This window comes from Pseudomonas protegens (assembly GCF_013407925.2).
Lineage (GTDB): Bacteria > Pseudomonadota > Gammaproteobacteria > Pseudomonadales > Pseudomonadaceae > Aquipseudomonas > Aquipseudomonas fluorescens_AP.
In genome coordinates, this window is the sequence record NZ_CP060201.1 from 1,559,112 (window position 1) to 1,580,742 (window position 21,631).

Annotated in this window: 19 protein-coding genes and 1 tRNA gene; 2 read left to right on the forward strand and 18 right to left on the reverse strand. The window is 61.9% G+C overall.

What is annotated here, in order from left to right:
- Positions 1-17: 17 nt before the first annotated feature.
- From GGI48_RS07330 to dapA, 16 genes are all read right to left on the reverse strand, one after another.
- Positions 18-1,208: a low temperature requirement protein A gene (locus GGI48_RS07330; protein WP_179597658.1), complete on the reverse strand. Its 1,191-nt coding sequence runs from the start codon at positions 1,206-1,208 to the stop codon at positions 18-20.
- Positions 1,209-1,319: 111 nt separating this feature from the next.
- Positions 1,320-2,243: a LysR substrate-binding domain-containing protein gene (locus tag GGI48_RS07335; RefSeq protein WP_016963319.1), complete on the reverse strand. Its 924-nt coding sequence runs from the start codon at positions 2,241-2,243 to the stop codon at positions 1,320-1,322.
- A gap of 90 nt (positions 2,244-2,333) precedes the next feature.
- A complete protein-coding gene (locus GGI48_RS07340) occupies positions 2,334-3,494 on the reverse strand; it encodes a fimbrial protein (RefSeq protein ID WP_179597660.1) in 1,161 nt (386 codons plus the stop codon).
- 141 nt (positions 3,495-3,635) lie between these two features.
- Entirely contained in the window at positions 3,636-6,647 is a 3,012-nt protein-coding gene (locus tag GGI48_RS07345) for a GLUG motif-containing protein (protein ID WP_179597662.1), read from the reverse strand.
- A gap of 76 nt (positions 6,648-6,723) precedes the next feature.
- Positions 6,724-8,376: a ShlB/FhaC/HecB family hemolysin secretion/activation protein gene (locus GGI48_RS07350; protein ID WP_179601940.1), complete on the reverse strand. Its 1,653-nt coding sequence runs from the start codon at positions 8,374-8,376 to the stop codon at positions 6,724-6,726.
- An 85-nt stretch (positions 8,377-8,461) separates the two neighbouring features.
- Complete coding sequence (locus GGI48_RS07355) at positions 8,462-9,214, reverse strand: fimbria/pilus periplasmic chaperone (protein ID WP_181956948.1); 753 nt, start codon at positions 9,212-9,214, stop codon at positions 8,462-8,464.
- Positions 9,211-11,694 (reverse strand): fimbria/pilus outer membrane usher protein, encoded by a 2,484-nt coding sequence (locus GGI48_RS07360; RefSeq protein WP_179601942.1) that lies wholly within the window; start codon positions 11,692-11,694, stop codon positions 9,211-9,213. The genes GGI48_RS07355 and GGI48_RS07360 overlap by 4 nt, the downstream gene beginning before the upstream one ends.
- Before the next feature lie 285 nt (positions 11,695-11,979).
- Positions 11,980-12,735 (reverse strand): molecular chaperone, encoded by a 756-nt coding sequence (locus GGI48_RS07365; RefSeq protein ID WP_016963324.1) that lies wholly within the window; start codon positions 12,733-12,735, stop codon positions 11,980-11,982.
- Positions 12,736-12,763: 28 nt separating this feature from the next.
- Positions 12,764-13,279 (reverse strand): fimbrial protein, encoded by a 516-nt coding sequence (locus GGI48_RS07370; RefSeq protein ID WP_052960032.1) that lies wholly within the window; start codon positions 13,277-13,279, stop codon positions 12,764-12,766.
- 494 nt (positions 13,280-13,773) lie between these two features.
- On the reverse strand, positions 13,774-14,022 hold the full coding sequence (locus tag GGI48_RS07375) for a hypothetical protein (protein WP_179597666.1): 249 nt from the start codon (positions 14,020-14,022) through the stop codon (positions 13,774-13,776).
- Positions 14,023-14,057: 35 nt separating this feature from the next.
- A complete protein-coding gene (locus GGI48_RS07380) occupies positions 14,058-14,204 on the reverse strand; it encodes a hypothetical protein (protein WP_179597668.1) in 147 nt (48 codons plus the stop codon).
- 867 nt (positions 14,205-15,071) lie between these two features.
- Positions 15,072-15,161 (reverse strand) — tRNA-Ser (locus GGI48_RS07385).
- Positions 15,162-15,245: 84 nt separating this feature from the next.
- Entirely contained in the window at positions 15,246-15,959 is a 714-nt protein-coding gene (purC, locus tag GGI48_RS07390; RefSeq protein ID WP_016963914.1) for a phosphoribosylaminoimidazolesuccinocarboxamide synthase, read from the reverse strand.
- A 28-nt stretch (positions 15,960-15,987) separates the two neighbouring features.
- Entirely contained in the window at positions 15,988-16,746 is a 759-nt protein-coding gene (locus GGI48_RS07395) for an MBL fold metallo-hydrolase (protein WP_179597670.1), read from the reverse strand.
- A 4-nt stretch (positions 16,747-16,750) separates the two neighbouring features.
- On the reverse strand, positions 16,751-17,866 hold the full coding sequence (bamC, locus tag GGI48_RS07400; protein WP_179597672.1) for an outer membrane protein assembly factor BamC: 1,116 nt from the start codon (positions 17,864-17,866) through the stop codon (positions 16,751-16,753).
- Between the two features lie 17 nt (positions 17,867-17,883).
- Entirely contained in the window at positions 17,884-18,762 is an 879-nt protein-coding gene (gene dapA, locus GGI48_RS07405; RefSeq protein WP_179597674.1) for a 4-hydroxy-tetrahydrodipicolinate synthase, read from the reverse strand.
- 325 nt (positions 18,763-19,087) lie between these two features.
- Between dapA and GGI48_RS07410 the strand changes: the two genes are divergently transcribed.
- Positions 19,088-19,648: a glycine cleavage system protein R gene (locus GGI48_RS07410; protein ID WP_016963909.1), complete on the forward strand. Its 561-nt coding sequence runs from the start codon at positions 19,088-19,090 to the stop codon at positions 19,646-19,648.
- A 10-nt stretch (positions 19,649-19,658) separates the two neighbouring features.
- A complete protein-coding gene (locus tag GGI48_RS07415) occupies positions 19,659-20,132 on the forward strand; it encodes a peroxiredoxin (protein WP_047302468.1) in 474 nt (157 codons plus the stop codon).
- 36 nt (positions 20,133-20,168) lie between these two features.
- Here the strand turns inward: GGI48_RS07415 and GGI48_RS07420 are convergent, their stop codons facing one another.
- Entirely contained in the window at positions 20,169-21,239 is a 1,071-nt protein-coding gene (locus GGI48_RS07420) for an AI-2E family transporter (RefSeq protein ID WP_060837997.1), read from the reverse strand.
- A gap of 33 nt (positions 21,240-21,272) precedes the next feature.
- Positions 21,273-21,512, reverse strand: coding sequence for a sulfurtransferase TusA family protein (locus GGI48_RS07425; protein WP_179597676.1), 240 nt, complete (start codon positions 21,510-21,512; stop codon positions 21,273-21,275).
- Between the last annotated feature and the right edge of the window lie 119 nt (positions 21,513-21,631).

The window sequence follows — 21,631 nt, forward strand, 5'->3', positions numbered from 1 at the left end:
CGCATGAGTTCCTGACCTCATTGCCCGGCAGTCGACCTCCGCTCGCGCAGGGCCAGGGTTTCCCAGGCCGCCACGCCCAGCATCACCAGCGTGCTCAGGCTGCCCAGCGCCAGGGCGGAAAACCGCTGACTGCCGGCCGCCGGCAACAACAGCAGGAGCGCCACGAGCCCGGCCAGGTGTGACAGCGGCGGCAACGGGCGGTCGTTCATTACCCACTTGAACAGGGCGCACCCCAGGAGAAACAGCCAGGGACCGCCGACAATCACCAGCACCCCGGCCGGACTGGCGTGATCCGGGTGCACCAGCACCAGCTCATCGGCCACGGCGCTGACGATGATCCCGGCCACGATCAGCAGGTGCAGGTAGGTGTAGGCAATCCGCGCCTGCCGCCCCGGATCGGCGGAGTGGGCGATCCGGTGGTGCGCCCGTTCGGCGCCGCTGTCGAAGTACACCCACCACATGGCAATGCTGCCCAGCACCGCCACCACGAAGCCCAGCAAGCCCTGGGCGCTGGTGCTCAGCTCGGCGAACGTGGCGCCGGTCACCAGCAGCGACTCCCCCAGGGCGATGATCACGAACAGGCCACAGCGCTCGGCCATGTGATTGCCTTCCACGTTCCAGTCGGCCAGGGTCGAGCGGCCCAACCCCGGCACCCAGAAATACAGCGACGGCGACAGCACCTCGATGGCCAGAGCCAGCCCCCAACACGCCAGGCGCTGCGGCCCTTCGAGCAGGCCGCCGCTGATCCAGAAGACCCCGGAGAACATCAGCCACAACAAAATCCGCTGGAAATTGCGGGTCATGTTCAACGGCTCGCCGCGCACCGCCCACAGGGAATAGGCGGTGCGCCCCACCTGCATGAACACATAGGCCCCGGCGAACAGCAGCCCGCGCTCGCCGAAGGCCTGGGGAATCGAGGATGACAGCAGCAGCCCCGCCACCATCAGCACGAACAGCCCGAGGCGGATCGGCAGGGTTTCCGGATCCAGCCAGTTGGTGATCCATGACGTGAAGATCCACACCCACCACACCGCCACCATCAGCAACGCCACCTGCACGGCGCCGCCCAGGGACAGATGGGCCAGCAGGGAATGGGACAGCTGGGTTACGGCGAACACGAACACCAGGTCGAAAAACAGCTCGACCATGCCAACCTTGCCGCTGTCGTGGCGGCCACGCCCACGCAACAGGGAACGGGAACGACTCATGGGCACACTCCACCGATCAGTGTTTCAACAGATGATCTACACAGCAAAGCAGCCGCCGGTGCCGATGCCAAGCCGGCAACAGCGAATCCAATCCGGTTGCTCGGTAGTCGCTCAGAACGGGGCGATGGGCGCCCTTTCCCCCATGAAGGCTTCCAGGCGCGAACGCAGCCAGCGTTCCGCGGGATCGCTGTCGACGTGGCTGAGCCAGACCATGGACAAGTCCAGGGTCGGGGTCTTGAACGGATAAGGCTCGACAAACAGCTGCCCCGAGGCGGCCATGGCCGCCGCCGCATAGTCCGGCAGGCTGGCGAGCATGTCGGTGCCCGCCAGCAGCGCCGGCAACGAGCTGTACTGCGGCACCGACAGCACCACCTGGCGGGTGCGGCCGATTTCCGCCAGCCACTCGTCGGCGAAGCCGGCAACATTGGCGGTGTGCGACACCAGCACATGGGGCCGCGCGCAATATTCGTCGAGGGTCAGCGGCGTCTCGCTGGCATCGGCCCGCAACACGCTGGGCTGGATATGCCGCAGCAACTTGCGCTTGGCATTGGCCGGCAGGCCCCGGGTCTGGCTGATGCCGACGGTGATGTCGCCCGAGGCCAGCAGATCGGGAATCCGCCAGTAATCCACGTGCTGCACCACGACCACCACCTGCGGCGCTTCCTGGCGCAGGGCTCGCAGCAGGGGCGGCAGCAGGCCGAACTCGACGTCGTCGGACAGGCCGATGCGAAAGGTCATGGTGCTGCTGGCGGGATCGAAATCGTGGGTCAGGCTCAGGGCCGAGGACAGCGCGTCGAGGGCCGGCGACAGGTGCTGGATGATCTGCTCGGCGCGCGCGGTGGGTTCCATGCGATGGCCGACGCGAATGAACAGCGGATCGTTGAACATCGCCCGCAGGCGGTTGAGCGCGGAGCTGATGGTGGGCTGGCCGAGAAACAGCTTTTCCGCCACCCGGGTGACGTTGCGTTCCAACATCAACGCCTCGAACACCACCATCAGGTTGATGTCGGCCTTGCGCAGTTCATTACGATTCATCGGTGCTCCCCCGGTCCCCAGACGGAGGTCAGTGTAGAAAGGCCCGGGGGCCGGCGTCCAGGCAAACACCCGAGGCCTGCGGCCGGTGCGTCAGTCGAAGGTGAAGTTGAACTGGGCGCTGCTGTTGGCTGCCCCCTCGGTGATCGGACCGGTACGGATGTATTGGGCGCGGAAGCTGAAGCTGGCGCTATCGCCGCCCAACAGGCGCTCCATGGGGTACTGAGTGCCATTGCAATGAATGCGCGGAATCTGCTCGTTGAACATGACGATGCCGACGCCCTTGGCGACGGACCGCCCCTGATCCTGAGCCGATTGAGTGAGCCCCAGGATTCCTGTCGGATCGCAGCGCGAGGCGGGTTCGGCGCTGAACGAAACCTTCGGCAGGCTGTTGAACGAGCAGTCGTTGACTTCAAGCCTGGCCGCGGCCGAGGGCGGCGAGGTCGAGCCCAGCGTGGGAAAGTCATGGGCCGAGGGACTGCCCAGACGCAGCGTGACGTTGCGGGTGATCACCTGGCACGTGGCGGTGAACTTGACGCCTTCGCCCCCCAGCAGTTCCTGTTCGCTGAGCAGCAGTTGTTTCGAACAGCGCTGTCTATTGTCGTATTGCGGCAGCTCCAGCAAGTGTTGCCCTACCGTCACCGCCCCCTTGTCCAGATCCAGCGCGTACAGCGCCATCTGGGCACCGCTCAAGCTGTTGACCACCAGCGTGCCCTTGGGCAACTCATCGGCGGGCCGGGTCAGGATCAGCGAATACACGTAGGCCGTGACTACCTTTTTCAACGCGCCACTTGAATGCTCCACGCTGTACTTTTCCAGTACCCGGGGATAGAAATTGCCCGTGAGGACATGAGGGTCCGAGCCGGACGGATAGGCCGTCACCTTGAGGCTGATGCCATCGATATTGGTCGGAATGATGCCGTCGGGAAATCTCACCCCCGGCAAATGCGCAGCGGCCACCAATTCATGCATCTCCAGGGATTCAGCCTCCTCGGTGGTGTATTCGATGATCGGGTTCACGTGACGCTGCTGCAATACGGACCCCACCGGCGTGCTGCGGGTCAATGGCGTGATCTCGACCCAGTCCCGGGCAGTGCCGCCATAGCTACTGAATACGCAATTTGTGGCCTGGCCCTCCGAAACGGCATACGCCGGCAGGCTTCCTAGCTGGCAAGACAGCATCAGGATGATCGCGCAAATCAACAGTCCGGGCCGCCGCCCATCGGTGAGAAGCCTGAGCCATGGGTCACTCATCGGTCATTGCCTCTTTTTCCATGCCGGCTCCTGGCGCGCTAAAGCGCCCCGGGAGCCCGCCAATCGATAGTGGATAGGTTGCGGTGCCCGGCGTGCCAGGGACAGTCCCTGGCAGCCGGGCCGAGGTTTTACGGACGAGACTTACTCCGTCAGGCTGGCAAACCGCGTCAGGCTGTCGGGAACGCGGACCGACGAGTAGGTACCTTGGTTGATGCCGACCTGATCACCGGAGGTCTGGAAGTAGTGCCAGACGGTATCGACCTTGACGGTGGATTTCGAGCCTTGGATCTGCCCCTCGTTCACGCCCACCAGGCCACCTAGGGTGGCACGCCAGCCGCCACTGACCTTGCTACGGGATTCGGAGTTGATGATCCGCGACTGGTTGTCGCCGACCAGGCCACCCACCTTGCTGTGCCAGGTTCCATGGACGTCGCCCGTCGCCACTGCACGCTCGATGATGTGGTTGGAGTAGTTGGTGTTAGTACCCACCAGTCCCCCCACCGAGCTGTAGGTATCGCCAAATACCTTGCCATGGGCCTCAACCGAGATCAGGTCGCCATCGTTGTAGCCCACCAGGCCGCCAATATTACTGCTGGCATAGCCCTCCACCGCGCCAAGCGCTTTGGCATCGTAGATGAGCCCACCGGTGTTGCTGCCGACCAGGCCGCCGACGTTGGCCTTCAATCCGCCTTTGACCTGTCCCTTGGCCTCGATGTAACCGCGGATCGTGCTGTCATCGCTCTTTCCTACCAGCCCCCCCAGATTCATGCCAGCGCGGTCAATGACATTCCCGGAGGCCTGGACGTTGCTCAGCACGCTTTGGTTCTGCTGCGAGCCGACCAACCCGCCGGCCGCCTCAGTGCCCACCCCATAGACATTGCCGCTGGCACTGGAACCGCTGATGGTGCCAGACCGGTTGACCCCGACCAGGCCGCCAATATGGCTACCCAGCGAGCCATACACGCTCGCCGAAGAACTGGAGCCGGTAATGGTGCCGTTCTGGTTATTACCCACCAACCCGCCCAGATACAGCCCCTTGTAGAGCGGGTTGTAAGTACCGACGGAGCCCTTGCTCGACGAATTGATAATTACCGCGCCATTGTTGACCCCCACCAGCCCACCGGCGGCGCCCATGATCTGTCTCTGCATATGGGTAGTGATATCGACATGACTGGAACTGCCGCTGATGATGCCGGCCTTGACAAGACCGAAGCGGTTTTCCCCGGCCACGCCGCCGATGGCCGCGGTATGGGCGCCGCCGTACAGCGAACCCGATACCGAAGAGTCCTTGATCGAACCGCCGTAGTTGACCCCCACCAGGCCACCCAGCTTGTTGCGCTGGTTGCTCTCGGCGTTGACCTGCATATCACGGGCACTGACCCGAGCGATGCTGCCGCTGTTACGCCCCACCAGGCCGCCGATTTCACTGAAACCGTTCCTGCTGTTTTGCCCGTTGACGGTGATCGAGGCCAGCTTCAGATCGCTGATGGTGCCGGAGGACTGGCCGAACAATCCGGCGTACAGGCCCGAACTGTCGATGGTGAAGTCACTGATGGTATTGCCCAGACCATTGAGCGAGCCGGTGAACAGCTGATCGCCGCCAATGGAGTTGATGGTCCCTGATCCCATGATCTGATTGCCCAGGACATAGTGGTCATCGAGCTTGTTGCCGATGGCCTGCAACTGCTGGCTGTTCTGGATCACTTTGTGCTGCTTGCCATTGGCGTCAAACCCGGCGTTCTCTCCAGACAAGGTCACCAGGCCCTGGTTGCCCACGACCAGTTGCTCGCCATGATTGACCCCCAGGCTGTTGTTGACGCCGGTGAGGCTCACGTGATTGTCGAGCCGAACCGACTTGGCGGCGTTCAATTGCAGACGCGAATTGTCACCCGTGGCGTTGATCCGTTGATTGACCTTGACGTCCTTGGCGGAGGTCAGGGTCAGTTGGTTGCCGCTTTTCCACGCCACCGCAGCGTCCACCGCCACATCGCCATTGCGGCTGCGCAGATGAACGTTGGTTTTGTTCAGGTTCTGGGAGAGGGTGCTGTCGACCAGGGTCGGGCTGCCAGTCACGCCCGTCGCCCCCACCTTGACCTCGTTGGACTCGATGACCCAGGTGCCGGTGCGATCGTTCCTGGAGCGGGTATCGACCTCGGCATTGAGCTCGACTCGTGTGACCGCGCCCGATGTCTGTACCGTACCGCCGTCGCCGTAGGTGGCTTCGGCCTTGGCCGTCAATTTCCCCCCCACATTGACCACGCCACGCTCGCCGCCGTCCAGAACAATGCGCCCGCCCTTGTTGGACAGGGTATTGGCCTCGATCACGCCCTGGTTGTTGACCACCGCCTGAGTCAGCGCATTGGCGCTCTTGGCCAGCATCAGCACCTGACCGCCATCAGCCTTGAGCAACGACGTGTTCTGCGCCAACGCATCTGCGGCGGCAGCGTTAATCTGCAAGCTGATCAGATTGTCGTTACCCAGACTCAGGGTGAAATCGTTACCAGCCGCCAGTGCCACGGCTCCTCCATTGGCAACGATTTCGCCATTGTTGCGCACCCGCGCGCCCAGCAGCGCCACGTAGCCGCCCTCGGCGGTAGTGATCTTGCCGTCGTTGATCACTTCCACCGCCGATTTTCCGGAGAACTGGTAGCGACCGTCAGCGAAATCCTCATCACTGATGCCACGGGTCGAGGCCACCAGGCCGCCCACGTTGACCTGCGCGCCCTGGCCGATCAGCACACCGTTGGGGTTGATCAGAAACACCTGGCCGTTGGCGTTCAGCGCGCCCTGGATGTTGCTGGCCTTGAAGCCGGTCACCCGGTTCAGGGCGATGGAGTCGCGTCCCGGCTGGTTGAAGGTCACCGACTGATCGGCGGCGATGTTGAACTCGGTCCAGTTGGTGATCAGCTTGTCGGTCTTTTGATTGATCACCAGGTTGTTGCCATTGACATCGTAATTGGCACTGCCGGACACCAGCGTGCCACCTTCGGGCAACGCCATCGCCGGCGTCAGCCCACCCAGAGCGAGCAAGCCGGCGGCCATCACCAGCAACCCTTTGCGCCCACCACTGCGACCCCGGCGCCGCGCGCCCTCGCACGTCACGCTCCAGCGACCTTGGGCCTGGTTCCATACCAACGCATAAATCTTGTTCACAATGACTCCTTATTAACGTTCAAACGCTCTGCTGTTGTTCGCAGAACGGCACTACTTCCAAAGCACACGCAGGCCTTCAGAAAAACTGTGTCGCGCTGACCCAGATCCGTGGGGTGCGCTCGGGACCGTCCCCGGCCTTCTGGTTATCCAGGGGCCAGGCACTGGTCAGGTTGAGTTGCCGCCGGTCGCCACTCCAGCGTGCCCCCAGCCCCGCCGCTTGCAGGCGCTGGGTGTTGATTTCGCGGGTCCAGGGCAGGCGATTGACCTGCACATAGCCCTTGTCGGCGAACAGGCTGAGCTGCCAGCGCGGTGCCAGGGCGTAGCTCAGCTCCAGGCCGGCCTGCCAGCCCTGGTCGCCAATACCGGCGCTCAGGGGATAGGCGCGCACGCCGTAGGGGCCGCCCAGCCCCATCTTTTCCGAGCTGTCGAGGTTGGCCGAGGCCCACTGGGCATTGACTTGGGCATAGAGCTGGAAGCGGTTGCCCAGGCGCTGCAGCCGCGCGACCTGCAGGTTGGTCTTGGCGAAGCCGCCACCAGTGGCGGCGCTATAGCGATCCAGGCGCTGCTCGAAGGCGTCATCGAAGGTCAGGCGGCCCGAGCCGTAGGACAGGCTGAACTGGTTGTAGCCACCGCCGAAGAAGCGGTCCTGACGGCTGCCGCCCAGGCTCAGGGTCCACAACTCGATGTGCTTGCGCTTGCTCAGCTCGAACAAGTCGATGTCGTCGCGCAGTTGCTTGTTCTCGTACTGCAGTTGCGCACTCAGGTCGAAGGTCCGCCCCCGCAGGATCGGCTGGACGAGGAACAGGCTCTGGACACTGGCCTGGCCATTCATCTGCAGCTTCTTCAAACGCTTTCTGTTGAGCTCGTAGCTCATGTGCGAGTAGCCGGCGCCGACCCGGGTCGACCAGGGCCCCACGGGCAGCTGATAAGCGCTGCGCCAGTAGCGCTGGTCGCGGTCGCTGCCCAGCAGGCGCAGGTTGAGCTGGTCCCCCAGGCCCAGGGGGTTGTTGAGGTTGAAGCTGCCCCCCAGGCGGAACTCGCCGGTGTGGTAGCCGCCGAAGTTGTCGGCCTCCAGGCTGCCGCTGGCCCAGGGGCCGGGCTGCGCCTCCACCAACAGATCGCTGGTGCCGGGGGCCTGCCCCGCACGTAAGGTGCCCTTGGCCTGGACCCCGGGCAGGTCGTTGAGCAGCAGCAGACTGCGCTCCAGGTCTGCGCTGTTGACCGCCGCGCCACCGTCCAGGGCCGTCAGCGGCGCGCGGAGTACGCTGTCCCGGGCACGGGACTGGTTGCTCAGCTCGATCCGGCCGTAGCGGCCCTCCATGACCTCGATGCGCACCACTGCGCCATCGATCTCCTGGGCCGGCAGGAAAGCCCGGGCCAGCAGGTAGCCCTGTTGCTGGTAATGGGCGGTGATGCGCTGCGCCGCGTCACGCAAACCACCCAGGTCGAGCTCCTGACCGCGCAGATCGTCCAGCAGCAGCTGCAGCTCTTGATCGCTGAACACCTGATTGCCCTTGATGACGAATGCCTTGACCAGCAAGCGCAGGCCCGAAGTATCCGGGGCCGGTGTCGGCCGCTCGGCCTTGGGCACCTCCAGCTGCACGTCATCGGTGGGCGGCGGCAGCGCCGGCTGGGTGGCTTCGATATCCCGTATGGCCTGCCCGGCACTGGGCACCTGGACCCGCATCTGCGCCTGCGCCAACGCGGGCAACAGCAGCGCCAGCAACATCCCCGGCCGCAGCGCCGACTGCACTCGCGCCCGCTCCGGACCTGGCCCCTTGCCTTCAGCGGCCGGCTGGCCGGCTGGCGTACCACTACAGCTGTACTTGCACACTTCCACTCAGCGTCTCCCCGCTGTCTAAAACCACTTGGTATCGAATTTCTGTCGCGCCGCCGCCCAACGGCGGCGCGGCGGACAAAGGCAGGCGCGCCGAACCGAACGGCTCGACGGTGATGCTCTGTACAGTCATGGGTTGGCGCGGATCGCCCACATCCACCCGAGCCAGGGACACGTAGTACGGCGTCGGATTGCTCACGCTGAGCGTCGCAGCGCCTCCCGCCTGCGTCGCCCCGTGCAGGCTCCAGCGCAACTGGCGCGCCGCGTCGTCGGCCCGACCCGGCAGGCCCTTGGGGCGATACAGCAGCTTCATCCGCAGGCGATAGCTCAGGCTCAGCTGGTTGCTGCTCAGAGGCCGCAGGGACGGCACTTCCAGAAAGTTGAGCCAGAACACCGACTCACGATCGGCAGGCAGCGGCTCGCCGCTGTGACGCAGCGACAGGACGGCGCTCTGCTGCGGATCGAGTCGCGAAAGTGGCGGTGAAAGTACGAATGGCACGGCCAACCGGCTCGGATCGACCGAGGCATCGCCCTTGTCCAGCCAGGTCTGCAGCAGCAGCGGCGCCGTGCCGAGATTGCCAACCCGGATGCTCAAGGCCGCCAGCCCCTGGGGATAGATGAAGCGCGTGCCGACAATCGACAGGTCGGCCCAGGCGCCCTGGCTGAACAGCAGCAACGCCGCCCCCAGCAGGCACACGCCACGCAACACACGAGCAAGGCAGCCCCTCAAGATGCAGGCTCCGCAGTGATGGTGCTCTGCGGCGACAGGCCGTGACACGGCAAGTCGAGCAAGAGCGATTCGTTGCCCGGCTGCGCCGCGGGCGCCGGCAACACATAGTCGATCAGGCACTGCTCGGCGGGTGCGTCGCCCCACTGCACCCGGATGCGGCCCCGATCCTTCTCGCTGCGCAGCACCAGGCGACTGCCCTGCCCCACCGCTCCCAGCTCCTCGCCGCTGTCGGCGTCCAGGGCACTGGCGGCAAAGGGCAGCGGCGAGCCATCGGCCTGCCGGCTGTCGAGCAGAAACGCCCGGGCCTTGCGGGTCGGGTAGGACAGCCTGACCACGGCCCCCGCCCTGGGCGCGACGTTGCGTGAACTGACCTGCAGCTCGACATCCTCATCCATGCCGCTGGGGTCCAGGTCCACGGTATTGAGCTGATAGGGCGTCAGGCTCGGCAGCACCGCATAACCCTGCCCGTCCACCTGCGCACCGGCATAGCCGACACTGGCGCCGCGGGCATGGGGGGCATGCACCAGGGCTGCGGTTTCACTCAGGGTCTGGGACAGGGTCAGGCCCCCGGAATGCAGGAGCATGCCGCCGGAGGCACCCAGGGACTGGGACCGGTAGTCACGGCCCTGGGACAGGCTCGAACTCAGGGACACCTGCGGCAGGTAGTAGCTCAGGTTGGCGTTGGTCGAGGTCTCCCGCGGCTGGGCGTCATGGGACACCGACACGCCATAGGAGGCGGACTCACGCTCGCCCAGCGAGCCGGAAATGCCGCTGGAGTAGTGGGAACCGGAATTCTGGTCGTGGCTGATGAAGGCGTTGGCCAGGGTGGAACGCCCGGCGACGCCCCCCAGGGGCAGCGACAGGCTGAGGCTCCACAGGGTGTTCTCGCTGCGGGTGCGACGCCCCGAGAACTGGCTGGAACCCTGGGTCCGCTGAACGCTGAAGGCATAGCTGAGGCCGCGCCACTGGTGGTTGTAGCCCATGGAGTAGTTGCGCGCCTGACCGCGGCTATTCCAGTAGTTGAGGGAGGAGCCATTGAGGTAAAAGTCACCGCCGATACCGTCCACCCGCTGGTTGATCGTCACATCCAGGCGATCGCGGACCCGGGCGAAGTCTTCGAACCGCGCGCCTCGATTGACGAAGTCCTCCAGATCGATGGCATCCCTCAGGCTCAGGTAGCCACGGGTGGAATAGCGATAAGCCAGCAACGAGAACTGGGTGCCGCTGTCATGCAGGTTCTTGCTGTAGGACAGACGCAGGCTGGAGCCCTGCAGGTTGCCGTTGCGCGGCACCTCGGTGCGGGACTGGGTCAGGTCGAGGCCGAAACCGCCGAGCTCGGTGTTCAGCGCCGCGCCGATCAGGCCGGCCATGTAGCTGCCGGTTAACGAGGCGCCGGCATAACCGGTGACCTGGTTGTCCAGCCCGCGTTGCAGGGTGCCCTGGGCCACATATTGGTGCTGACCACGCCCGCCGGCCCTGATCACCTGCCCGCCGGTCAGGCTGTAGCGGGTGCTCCCCGGTCGCAGGTGACGGGCCATGGTGGCAAAGGGCACGGTAAAACGCTGGATGCGACCATCGGCCTCGGTCAGCGTCACTTCCAGGTCGCCGCCAAAGCTCGCGGCCTGCAGGTCGGCAATCTCGAAGGGGCCCGGGGCGACGGTGGTTTCGTACACCAGGTAACCCCGCTGACGCACCGTGACCTTGGCGTTGGTATTGGCCGTACCGCGCACCACCGGGGCGAAATAGCGCTGGGCGGTGGGCAGCATGCGTTCATCGCTGAACAGCTTGACCCCGCGAAACGACACCGAATCGAACAGCTCGGAGTCGGTCACGCTCTCCCCCACCAGCAATTGCGAACGCCAGTCGGTCAGGTCGGTCTGGCCGTAGATATAGCCCCGTTGATAATCGCTGCCGCTGTCCGGCGACCAGGAGAAGGTGCCGCTGTGACGCAGGCGCAGGTTTCCCAGGTTCAGGCCCATGTTCAATCCGGCATAGCCGCTAGTGCTGCGCTGGCCACGGCTCTGGGTGCTGAACAGGTTGGTGCTGTAGTTGAGCCGGGCCGCGTTGATGCCCGAGTCCCAGCTGGCCGGATCGACGTAGCTGGCTGCGACTTCGGGCAGCACGAACAGCTGTGGCACCGAGAGTTCCAGTTGCTGTTCGGCCATGTTGACCTGGGTGATGACATGGGGGATGTAACTGGCGAGGTCCCCGCAGAACTCACCGTCGCCCTGCAGCGGATGACTGGCAGGCGCCAGCGCGGCGTCGACCTTGTTCAGGTCGATGCCCAGTTGCTTGAGCAACTCGCGGTTGTAGCAGGGCTGGCTGCCCTGGGGGTCATCGCTTTCGCGCAGTTCGATCTCGATCAAGCCGCGCCAGGCGCCACTGACTCGCACATCCAGCAGGTACTTGCCCGGCGCCACATACCCCGCACGCTCGAAGCGCTGGGTGTCGATGAGGGCTCCTGGCGCCTTGAACAGCATCTGGGTATCGAAGAACACCGGGCTGTTCTGAGACGCATCGCCGGACACCTCCGATCGCACGGCTTGATCAGCGCTCGTCGGCTGGGCAGCCACCGGAGCCGCCAGCCCCAACAACCCCGCCAGCACCGAGAGTGCTCGCAAGAACAGGGCCGGAGCATCGCCAGGACAGACTCGTGCGAGCACAGGAAAACCCAGCCAGAAGGGCTGCACACTGAACATAATCGATACCAATGCACTCAGCGTTTAATGACCAGGGCCAAGAGCGGAGTTGAATTAACAGGGCAACTAGAGAAGGTTCTTTTCCAGCGGCACCCGGCCGCCGAAGTCATTGACCACTTCAAAGCGCACAGCCGCATTGCGTGGCGCTCGTTCGGCGTTTGCCGGCCAGGCAAAGGACTCACGGGCAAAGGGCGCGACCATCCCAGCCCCCAGGTCAACGGTGCGTCCCTGCGCTTGCACCTCGACCTTGCTGAAGGACAGGTAATAAGGGGTTGGATTGGACACCTGGACGACGGGCCCCGGGGCCTTGCCTTGGGCAACTCCCGCGGGCTCAAACTTCCAACTGAGTCTTTCCACCGCCGAGTTGACATTGACCTTCAAGTCCGCAGGACGAAAGAACAACTTGATCCGGTGGCGGAAGGTAAAGGCCAATCGGTTTTCATCCTGTTTCTGTTGTGGCGGAACTTCCAGAATGTTCAGCCAGTACAGTGACTCACGATCCGCGGGCAAGGGTTCTTTCGAATAACCAATACGCAGTACCGCCGCGGCATTGGGTTCCAGGCGACTGAGTGCCGGAGTAAGTTGGAAGGGCACTTTCATTTCTTCAGGTGCCTTACTGGCATCGCCATCATCAATCCAGGCCTGGACCAATATCGGCATACTGCCTGGGTTATTCATTCTCAGTGTCACATCACGGGCACTCGCCGGATAAACCACACGGGTGCCATGAATGACTATTTCCGCATTGACTGCCGATGAAAACAGACCCAGAAAGATGGCGCCGATAACGAAAGTTTTAAACACATGCGCTTTCGGCGCCATGAGCAACTCCTTATGTAACTGACAGACGTCAGTTGTACGTCACATCGAAGTTGATATTGGAGTCGGCACGACCTTCGACGATCGTGTCGCTGACCGCCACATAGGAGGCCTTGAACTTCAGCACCGCCTTGTTGCCCACGACTTCGGCAAACTGCTGGTTGTTGTTTTCCGACAGGTCGATTTTCCCCGGGGTGGCGCCGTTGTTGTGAATCTGGATCTGCACGCCCGATGCCGAACCGGAACCGCTGTCGATCAGACGCAGGTTGCCGGTGGCGTTATCGATGAAGCCGTCCTTGTTGAAGCTGACGGCAGCCTTGGAGCCGTCGGTGCAGCCGCCGCCACTGAGGTTGATGTTGAATTCCTTGAACTCGGAGGCGGAGCCGATGCCGCCGGCGAAAACCGAAGGCAGGACGTTGCCGAACTTGACCGTGCCCGTGTTCGCTCCGGACTCGTTGGCATCGACCTGAACCTTGCAACTGACGCTGGAGATCAGGCCTTCGAACTTCACGTTGCCGGAGTTGACACCGGTCTCTGCGTAACTCAATGCCGGAGTCAGTGCCGCAAGTAGCAACCCACAGGTCGCCTTGGATGCAAAAGATTTAAGTTTCATCTGATTCCCTATTATAAAAAACCGTCTAAGAGCACAGCATTCAAAACAACCTCGCTCTCCCGAGACGTACAGCCTTGCTGAACTTCGAGCCAACGAAACATGAGTTGAACACCACAACAACCTCAATCAGCTGCTGTTACCCACAATGAAATACACATCGACAACAGGCATCTGCATTCCATCCAGAGCGGACATTACGATACAGACCAATCTGTTCTTTTAGAATAACGACCAATCCTCATGTGACGAGGAGCGCTCCCTAAATAAACAAGATTTTTCTTGGGAACTTGTACTACTTATAAAAAACCGCTCAAGCAGATTAAAAACAACCATTAAATAAGACACTTCTTATATAGAGTCGCCTACACTGCAAACCTGCAATTGATGGCAGCAGGGATCAGCTCCCTGGCGCCCCTGATCCGGGTGATTCAAAAACGCGCGTCGCCCCTGTGCGTGATCCGGTTGCCCGGCGCATCGGACAGCGCATAGGCGCGAAGGCCCAGCCCCGCTCTCACACACCTTAGGCCGCGGCGGCAAGACCCAGGCTTGGCCAGGGCGATGTTGCTGCGATCGGGAGAGCGCAGCACATAGGCCACGATCAGCAATCGCATGAGTTTGAGGAAGGTCAGGCAAGTCAGTGGCGGGTCAAGGGGTTCTGCAGAAGTTGCAGTGTGCATGGGGCATATCCCTGTGCATGTTTTATACGGGATCGTTACGCCTTAGTTATCAGGGAATTTAAAGTAGCAAAGGAGCGTGCCAGCTTTTGCACATTGAGCTGATCACCCCCGCCAGGAAATTGATGTGGAAAATAGCGGCCGAAGCGGGCAATGCGATAGTCGAAGACATTGCTGTTATCCATCGGTGGCAACATCCCCTCTCAGCTTGAGACACCTGATCCAAAGTAGGCAGCTAGTAGCGCTTGAGGAATAAACAAGTGCAGCCCAAAACACTCACCTCGTACCGCTGGTCCAATCCAAAGCCTAAGCAATGGATTCTTGATCTTGCAAAGAACCAAATGATGCCTGGCATTGCCACGGTACTGGATGACTAAAATTTAAAAACTGGCTTCGCTGGCACCTATCGCCAATCGAGTAAACTCAACGACAAAAGATCAAAGGACATCTCAAGTTTGGCATTAGAGGATCACACTCAAACACTTTTAAACTTAAGGATAGAACCCAATAACGACATATTACTTTTAACAAACAAGCACTCAAACGCATAAAAGAACCACCCTAATCAGGGTCAAACTTCTTCACGCAATAATTAACACAGTGAAATATTTACCTAAAACGAATGCTGGCCACTGATGGCGCAAAACACTGGTTGGTCTTGGCCATAACCCTGACGCATTTTAAATACTCACCAGATGCATATCGGCAAAATACGTTGAGGACGTGAAGCGCATTCTCGATGTCGAGAGCATTGATGAGTTAAAAGACTTCGCCGAAACAATTGCGCAACAAGGCGCGCGCTACTGCGGTCTCGGCGGCAGGTAGATGAGCCTCAATGAACTTGAGATACGTCCATAACCTCCCAGGACAGAGGTTGAGCGCCATAGCTGCTCGGTGGAGGACTCCATAGCCCCAAGCACAAAAGGCACTGAGCGGACTGGAACGGCCCAAGCCAGACGAATCCCGCCCTAAACCTGCCCCAATCACTACCCCAGAAACCACAAAGCCCCCGCAAACATCGATGTTTGCGGGGGCTTTGCGTACTTCATGTATGGCGGAGAGATAGGGATTCGAACCCTAGGTACCGGTGAAGGTACAACGGATTTCGAATCCGTCCCATTCGGCCACTCTGGCATCTCTCCAACGGCGCGCATCATAACAGCACATTTGCTTGAAGCGAAGCCCCTTAAGCGAATTTTTTCCGTGCTATCAGATGCTTGCGTCGATTACAGCGGTACGCCGAGGCGCTGGGCCACTTCTTCGTAGGCTTCGATGACATCACCGAGGCCCTGGCGGAAGCGGTCCTTGTCCATTTTCTTCTTGGTGGCCTTGTCCCACAGACGGCAACCGTCCGGGCTGAACTCGTCGCCCAGGACGATGGAACCGTCGCTGAACACGCCGAACTCCAGCTTGAAGTCCACCAGCAGCAGGCCGGCGTCATCGAACAGCTTGCTCAGCACTTCGTTGACCTTGAGCGACAGCTCTTTCATGCGCGCCAGTTGCTCAGCGGTGCCCCAGCCGAACGCCACCACGTGGGATTCGTTGATGAACGGATCGCCCTTGGCGTCATCCTTGAGGAACAGTTCGAAGGTGTAAGGGTTGAGTTTCATGCCCTCTTCCACACCCAGGCGCTTGACCAGGCTGCCGGCCGCGTAGTTGCGCACCACGCACTCCACCGGAATCATGTCGAGCTTCTTCACCAGGCACTCGTTGTCGCCCAGCAGCTTGTCGAACTGGGTCGGCACACCGGCGGCTTCGAGTTTCTGCATGATGAAGGCGTTGAACTTGTTGTTCACCATTCCCTTGCGGTCCAGCTGCTCGATGCGCTTGCCGTCGAACGCCGAGGTGTCGTTGCGAAACAGCAGGATCAAGCGGTCGGCGTCATCGGTCTTGTAAACCGACTTGGCTTTGCCGCGGTAGAGTTCTTCACGTTTTTCCATGATGGGCTCCGCTTGCTACGTAGGTGGGCTAGGCGATGTGACGCCAGTCGAGCCCTGAATCTTGATCGGCCAGTTGCAGCCAGTCCGGGTCGCACCCGAGGGTGTCGACAAAACATTGCCGGGCCAGCTGCGGCAGGTTGTTCTTGCTGCTCAGATGGGCCAGGACCAGATGCTGCAGGTCCTGCCATCCCAATTCGGCCACCAGGCTTGCGGCCTGATGGTTGTTCAAATGTCCCTGGTCACCACCAACCCGCTGCTTGAGAAAGTACGGGTAATAACCGCGCGCCAGCAGGTCACGGCAGTGATTGGCCTCGATCATCAAGGCATCCAGGCCACGGTAGCCTTGCAGTACGTCGGCGCAGTAGGAGCCCAGGTCGGTCAACAGGCCAAAGCGCCGCTGACCGTCGCTGAAGACAAACTGGGTAGGCTCCTGGGCATCGTGGGCGACGGCAATCACGTCAATGCACAAGTCGCCGATCTGCAACTGCTCGCCACCGCGGACAAAACCCTCCGCCTCCACCGGCTTGCGCATCCCGCGCAACGTGCCCTGGCTGAGGTAGACCGGTAAATTGTAGCGCCGAGACAGCAAACCCACGCCATGCACGTGGTCGGCATGTTCGTGGGTTACCAGGATGGCGCTCAACTGCGAGGGATGGACTCCCAGGCGCAGCAGGCGCCGCTCGGTTTCCCGCAGGGAGAAACCACAATCCACCAGGATGCAGGTGTCAGCACTGGCGATCAGCGTGCCATTCCCTTGGCTACCACTGCCGAGAACGGCAAAACGCATCTGATCAGCCCAGGTTGTCCTGAATCACGCCCAACACTTTGCGCGCCACATCGGCCGGCGCCACGGTGTTGATGTTCTTCTCGACGGTGACCTGGACGTTGTCGCCGACCTTGCTCAGGCGAACCTGATAGCGCTCGGCGCGAGCTTCGATCTCTTCCTTGGCCGGTTTGCTGCCGAACAACTTGCCGAAGAAGCCCGGCTCGTCGTTTTTCTTCTCGGCTTTTTCCGCCAGGTTGATGTAGTACAGACCCAGGCTGCGGTTGATGTCCTCAACCCGCCATTCGCCCTGCTCCAGGGCGCGACCCACGCTGGACCAGGCGCGATCGAGGTCGGCGCCCAGGTTCAGCACCGGGTTGCCGCTGCCGTCTTCGCTGAGGCTGACCCGGCTTGGGGTATCGAAATCACGAGCCGCCAACAGGGACACCGAACCGCCTTTCTCGGCAGTACGGCTCATGCTGGCCAGCATGTCGTCCACCAGCGCCGCGTCCAGGCCGGTGTTGAGCGAACGGTTGGTGAACTCCACGTCGGCGGTGCTGCCGGCAGGACGCTCGGCGCTGACCACGTAGACTTCACTGGTGTTGCGCTGCACGCCCGGTTCGATGCGGACCCGCACGCGGGTTTCGCTATCGGCGGCAACGCCGGAGCTGCTCAGGCGCTTGGCCACGGCCGCGGAAAGCTCGTCGGAACGCTGCCAGCTGGTGGTGAACTCGCCGGTTTGCGGGCGCTGCTGATCCAGGCGGAAGCCGTTGTCCTGGAAGAACTGCACGGCCACGGGCCAGACTTCGGCTGGTGGATGCTGGGCCATGACCCAACGCGAATCTCCGCTTTTCTGCAGGGTGTAGTCGCTGGCATCGGCAATCGCCGACAGCGGCTGCGGACGCGGCACCTGGTACTCGCCCTTGACGTTGTCGTCAGCGACGTTACGCGGGATTGGCAGCAACGGATCCAGACGCTTGGAGGTCTGGACATCCGGCGGCAATTGCATCGGTGCGGTTTGTTGCTCTTGCAGGTAATCGCTACCCCGGTCACGGAAGTAGCCTTCCGGGCCCCAGATCCAACCGCAGCCACTGGTGCTGGAGATAATCAAGGCAAGTGCGGAAAGTCCGGCCATTCGCTTCATGCGTTGTACTTCCTCAATTAAACCAAGACGCCGGACTGGCGCATGGCCTGCCGCAGCGGTTCGTGACAGGCGGCACTGAGCCAGGTGAGCGGCAGACGGATACCGTCCGGCATCAAGCCCATTTCGTGCAGGGCCCATTTCACGGGAATAGGGTTGGATTCGATGAACAGTGTCTTGTTCAGCGGCATCAGGGTTTCGTGGATCTCGCGGGCCTTGGCAGCATCGCCAGCCATGGCGGCGGCACACATCTGGCTCATGGCCCGGGGGGCGACGTTGGCGGTCACCGAGATATTGCCCTTGCCGCCCAGCAGGATCAGCTCGACCGCGGTGGCGTCATCGCCGGAGTACACCAGGAAATCGCTGGGCACGCCGGCCAGGATCGCCTTGGCCCGCTGCAGGTCGCCGGTGGCTTCCTTGATGCCGATGATGTTCTTCACGCTGGACAGGCGGATCACGGTCTCGGCCTGCATGTCGCATGCGGTACGGCCGGGAACGTTGTAGAGGATCTGCGGAATGTCCACGGCCTCGGCAATGGCGCGGAAATGCTGGTAAAGGCCTTCCTGGGTCGGCTTGTTGTAGTACGGAGTCACCAGCAGGCAGGCATCGGCGCCGGCGATATTCGCGTTGGTGGTCAGTTCGATCGCTTCACGCGTCGAGTTGGCGCCGGTACCGGCAATCACCGGAATGCGCCCTGCAACCTGGGCCACCACCCGACGAATCACTTCGATGTGCTCGTTGACATCCAGAGTGGCCGATTCACCTGTGGTGCCGACCGCCACGATGGCGTTGGTGCCCTCTTGCAGGTGGAAGTCCACCAGTTTGCTCAGGCTGTCCCAGTCGAGATTTCCCTGTGCATCCATGGGTGTGACCAGTGCCACCATACTGCCCGCAATCATGCAACCGCTCCTGCCGGAAAAAGAGAGCGGTAATGGTACTGGCGCCAAGTTCCTTGCACAAGCGAAGTCCCGCGCCGTGAGCATTCCCCTGAGCGATGGTTTTCGCTACCCTTCAGGCTTTGATCGCTACCGATAAGCGTGTAAACCGGGTTATCGCCTGCCTGTCGCTTCTCCAAAGCCCCATTCCTGCATTGTCAGCCCTTGTTCCGGATGTCCCGGGACCTGTCGCCGGCTGGTGGTCCGGGGCCCTGAGAAGTCGCTGGCAGCGTTTGCCCGACACCGACTTGTCAAAAGTATCGACCGCTCATCGCTTTAGGAATGCTGCATGTCCACCCCCACAGTTCGCGAACAATTCCTTGTCATCAGTGCCCTCGGCGCCAACCCCATGGAGCTGACCAACGTCCTGTGCCGCGCCAGCCATGAAAACCGCTGCGCCGTCGTGACCTCGCGCCTGACCCGGCATGGCGAGTGCAGCGCCCTGGTGCTGGAGATTTCCGGCAGCTGGGACGCCCTGGCACGCCTGGAGAGCAGCCTGCCGTTCCTGGCCAAGAAGCACGCCTTCACCGTCAATGTGGTGCGCAGCGCAGCCCTGGAAAGCCGCCCTCAGGCTCTGCCTTACGTGGCTTATGTCAGCGCGGCTTATCGCTCGGACATCGTCAACGAGCTGTGCCAGTTCTTCATCGACCACCATGTCGAGCTGGAAAACCTCACCTGCGATACCTACCAGGCTCCGCAGACCGGAGGCACCATGCTCAACGCCACCTTCACCGTGACCCTGCCCGCCGGCACCCAGATCAGCTGGTTGCGCGATCAGTTCCTGGATTTTGCCGATGCCATGAACCTCGATGCGCTGATCGAACCCTGGCGCCCACAGAACCCTATGTAAGGAAGCTCCCATGGCCGTTGCTATCGACCAACCCGTCACCGATTTCCAGGCCCCTGCCACCAGCGGCCAGACCGTCAGCCTGTCCGGCCTCAAGGGCAAGCAAGTGGTGATCTACTTTTACCCCAAGGACAGCACGCCGGGCTGCACCACCGAGGGCCAGGGCTTTCGCGATCAATACGCCGCCTTCCAGGCTGCCAACACCGAAATCTTCGGCGTTTCCCGCGACAGCCTGAAGTCCCACGAGAACTTCAAGTGCAAGCAGGAATTCCCCTTCGAACTGATCAGCGACAAGGACGAAGCCGTCTGCCAGCTGTTCGACGTGATCAAGTTGAAGAAGCTCTACGGCAAGGAATACCTGGGCGTGGACCGCAGCACCTTCCTCATCGACAAGGACGGTGTGCTGCGCCAGGAATGGCGCGGGGTGAAGGTTCCGGGCCACGTCGACGCCGTACTGGCCGCGGCCCAGGCCCTGAACAAGGCCTGAAATGACCGGGGCGGCTGAATCAGCCGCCCCGCGTATCTAGAGTAAAGGCGCCACCACCGGATCCTTCCTTGGCCAGGCATCCAGCACCGCCTTGAACAAGGTGGCCAGGGGAATCGCAAAGAAAATCCCCCAGAAGCCCCACAGCCCGCCGAACAACAACACCGCACAGATGATCGCCACCGGGTGCAGGTTCACCGCACCGGAGAACAGCAGCGGCACCAGCACGTTGCCATCCAGGGTCTGGATGATCCCGTAGACCGCCATCAGATAGATGAACTGGTCGCTCCAGCCCCATTGGAACAGCGCAATCAGCGCCACCGGCACCGTGACCACCACAGCGCCGACATAAGGCACCACCACCGAAATGCCCACCAGCAGCGCCAGCAACGCCGCGTAGTTGAGGCCCAGGGCGACGAAGGCGATGTAGGTCACGCCGCCGCAGATGACAATCTCGATGACCTTGCCGCGGATGTAGTTGGCAATCTGCCGGTTCATTTCGTGGGCAACCCGGGTAATCAGGGTCCGCTCGCGCGGCAGATAGCCGATGACCCAGCGGCTGATCATGGCCCGATCCTTGAGGAAGAAAAACACCAGGATCGGCACCAGCACCAGGTAGATCATGATGTTCACCAGCAACGGCAGGCTGGACAGGGAGAAGGTCAACGCCCATTGCCCGAACTTGCCGATCTCGCCCCTGGCCACCTCAATGGCCTGCAGCACCTGCTCATCCGACACCAGGTGCGGGTAACGCTCGGGCAACAGCAGCAACAGCGATTGCCACTTGGCGAGCATCCCGGGCAACTCGTTGAACAAGGTGACGAACTGGTGCCAGAGCAGCGGCACCACCACCAGGATAAAGACCAGCAACAAGCCCATGAACAGGGCAAACACCAACCCCACCGCCGCGCCGCCCGGCAGGCGCAGGCGCTCCAGGCTCACCACCAGCCCCTGCATCAGGTACGCCAGGACCATGCCCGCCAACACCGGCGCCAGCATGCCGCCCAGGGTCAGCACCGCCGTAAAGGCCAGGAACAGCAGGACGGCGAGCACCACCGCCTCTTCATCCGAGAAGTAGCGCTGTATCCAGTCGCGTAGCACTTTGAACATCAATGATCCTTAGGTGAAATCGATGAGCGGCCGTCAGGCCTTTTTCAGCCAGTAACGATAGACCCCGGCATCGTCCTCTTCGTGCAGCAGGGTATGACCGGCCAGACGGGCAAAGGTGCGAAAGTCGCGCTGGGACCCGGCATCGGTGGCAATGACCTTGAGCACCGCGCCACTGGCCAGGCGATTGAGTTCCATCTTGGCCTTGAGCAGCGGCAGCGGACAATTGAGCCCGCTGGCATCCAGCTCGGCGTCATGGGTGACAACATCGGTCATTGAACCTACTCCGATCGAAAATTCTGGCGCCTAGAATACCCTGCAAGGCAAAGCCGCCGGCAATAAACAAGCCTGACCCAGCGCATACACCACTCTGATAAAGGGCTTATGGGGTAGAC

What these genes read in the sequence shown, in the direction of transcription:
- GGI48_RS07395 (WP_179597670.1), bottom strand. Translation starts at nt 16,746, where the DNA reads ATGCGTTTTGCCGTTCTCGGCAGTGGTAGCCAAGGGAATGGCACGCTG.
- GGI48_RS07330 (WP_179597658.1), bottom strand. Translation starts at nt 1,208, where the DNA reads ATGAGTCGTTCCCGTTCCCTGTTGCGTGGGCGTGGCCGCCACGACAGC.
- bamC (WP_179597672.1), bottom strand. Translation starts at nt 17,866, where the DNA reads ATGAAGCGAATGGCCGGACTTTCCGCACTTGCCTTGATTATCTCCAGC.
- GGI48_RS07365 (WP_016963324.1), bottom strand. Translation starts at nt 12,735, where the DNA reads ATGGCGCCGAAAGCGCATGTGTTTAAAACTTTCGTTATCGGCGCCATC.
- GGI48_RS07415 (WP_047302468.1), top strand. Translation starts at nt 19,659, where the DNA reads ATGGCCGTTGCTATCGACCAACCCGTCACCGATTTCCAGGCCCCTGCC.
- GGI48_RS07420 (WP_060837997.1), bottom strand. Translation starts at nt 21,239, where the DNA reads ATGTTCAAAGTGCTACGCGACTGGATACAGCGCTACTTCTCGGATGAA.
- GGI48_RS07380 (WP_179597668.1), bottom strand. Translation starts at nt 14,204, where the DNA reads ATGGATAACAGCAATGTCTTCGACTATCGCATTGCCCGCTTCGGCCGC.
- GGI48_RS07340 (WP_179597660.1), bottom strand. Translation starts at nt 3,494, where the DNA reads ATGAGTGACCCATGGCTCAGGCTTCTCACCGATGGGCGGCGGCCCGGA.
- GGI48_RS07335 (WP_016963319.1), bottom strand. Translation starts at nt 2,243, where the DNA reads ATGAATCGTAATGAACTGCGCAAGGCCGACATCAACCTGATGGTGGTG.
- GGI48_RS07425 (WP_179597676.1), bottom strand. Translation starts at nt 21,512, where the DNA reads ATGACCGATGTTGTCACCCATGACGCCGAGCTGGATGCCAGCGGGCTC.
- purC (WP_016963914.1), bottom strand. Translation starts at nt 15,959, where the DNA reads ATGGAAAAACGTGAAGAACTCTACCGCGGCAAAGCCAAGTCGGTTTAC.
- GGI48_RS07350 (WP_179601940.1), bottom strand. Translation starts at nt 8,376, where the DNA reads ATGTTGCTGGCGCTGCTGTTGCCCGCGTTGGCGCAGGCGCAGATGCGG.
- GGI48_RS07360 (WP_179601942.1), bottom strand. Translation starts at nt 11,694, where the DNA reads ATGCTGTTCAAGGCGCCAGGAGCCCTCATCGACACCCAGCGCTTCGAG.
- dapA (WP_179597674.1), bottom strand. Translation starts at nt 18,762, where the DNA reads ATGATTGCGGGCAGTATGGTGGCACTGGTCACACCCATGGATGCACAG.
- GGI48_RS07375 (WP_179597666.1), bottom strand. Translation starts at nt 14,022, where the DNA reads ATGCACACTGCAACTTCTGCAGAACCCCTTGACCCGCCACTGACTTGC.
- GGI48_RS07410 (WP_016963909.1), top strand. Translation starts at nt 19,088, where the DNA reads ATGTCCACCCCCACAGTTCGCGAACAATTCCTTGTCATCAGTGCCCTC.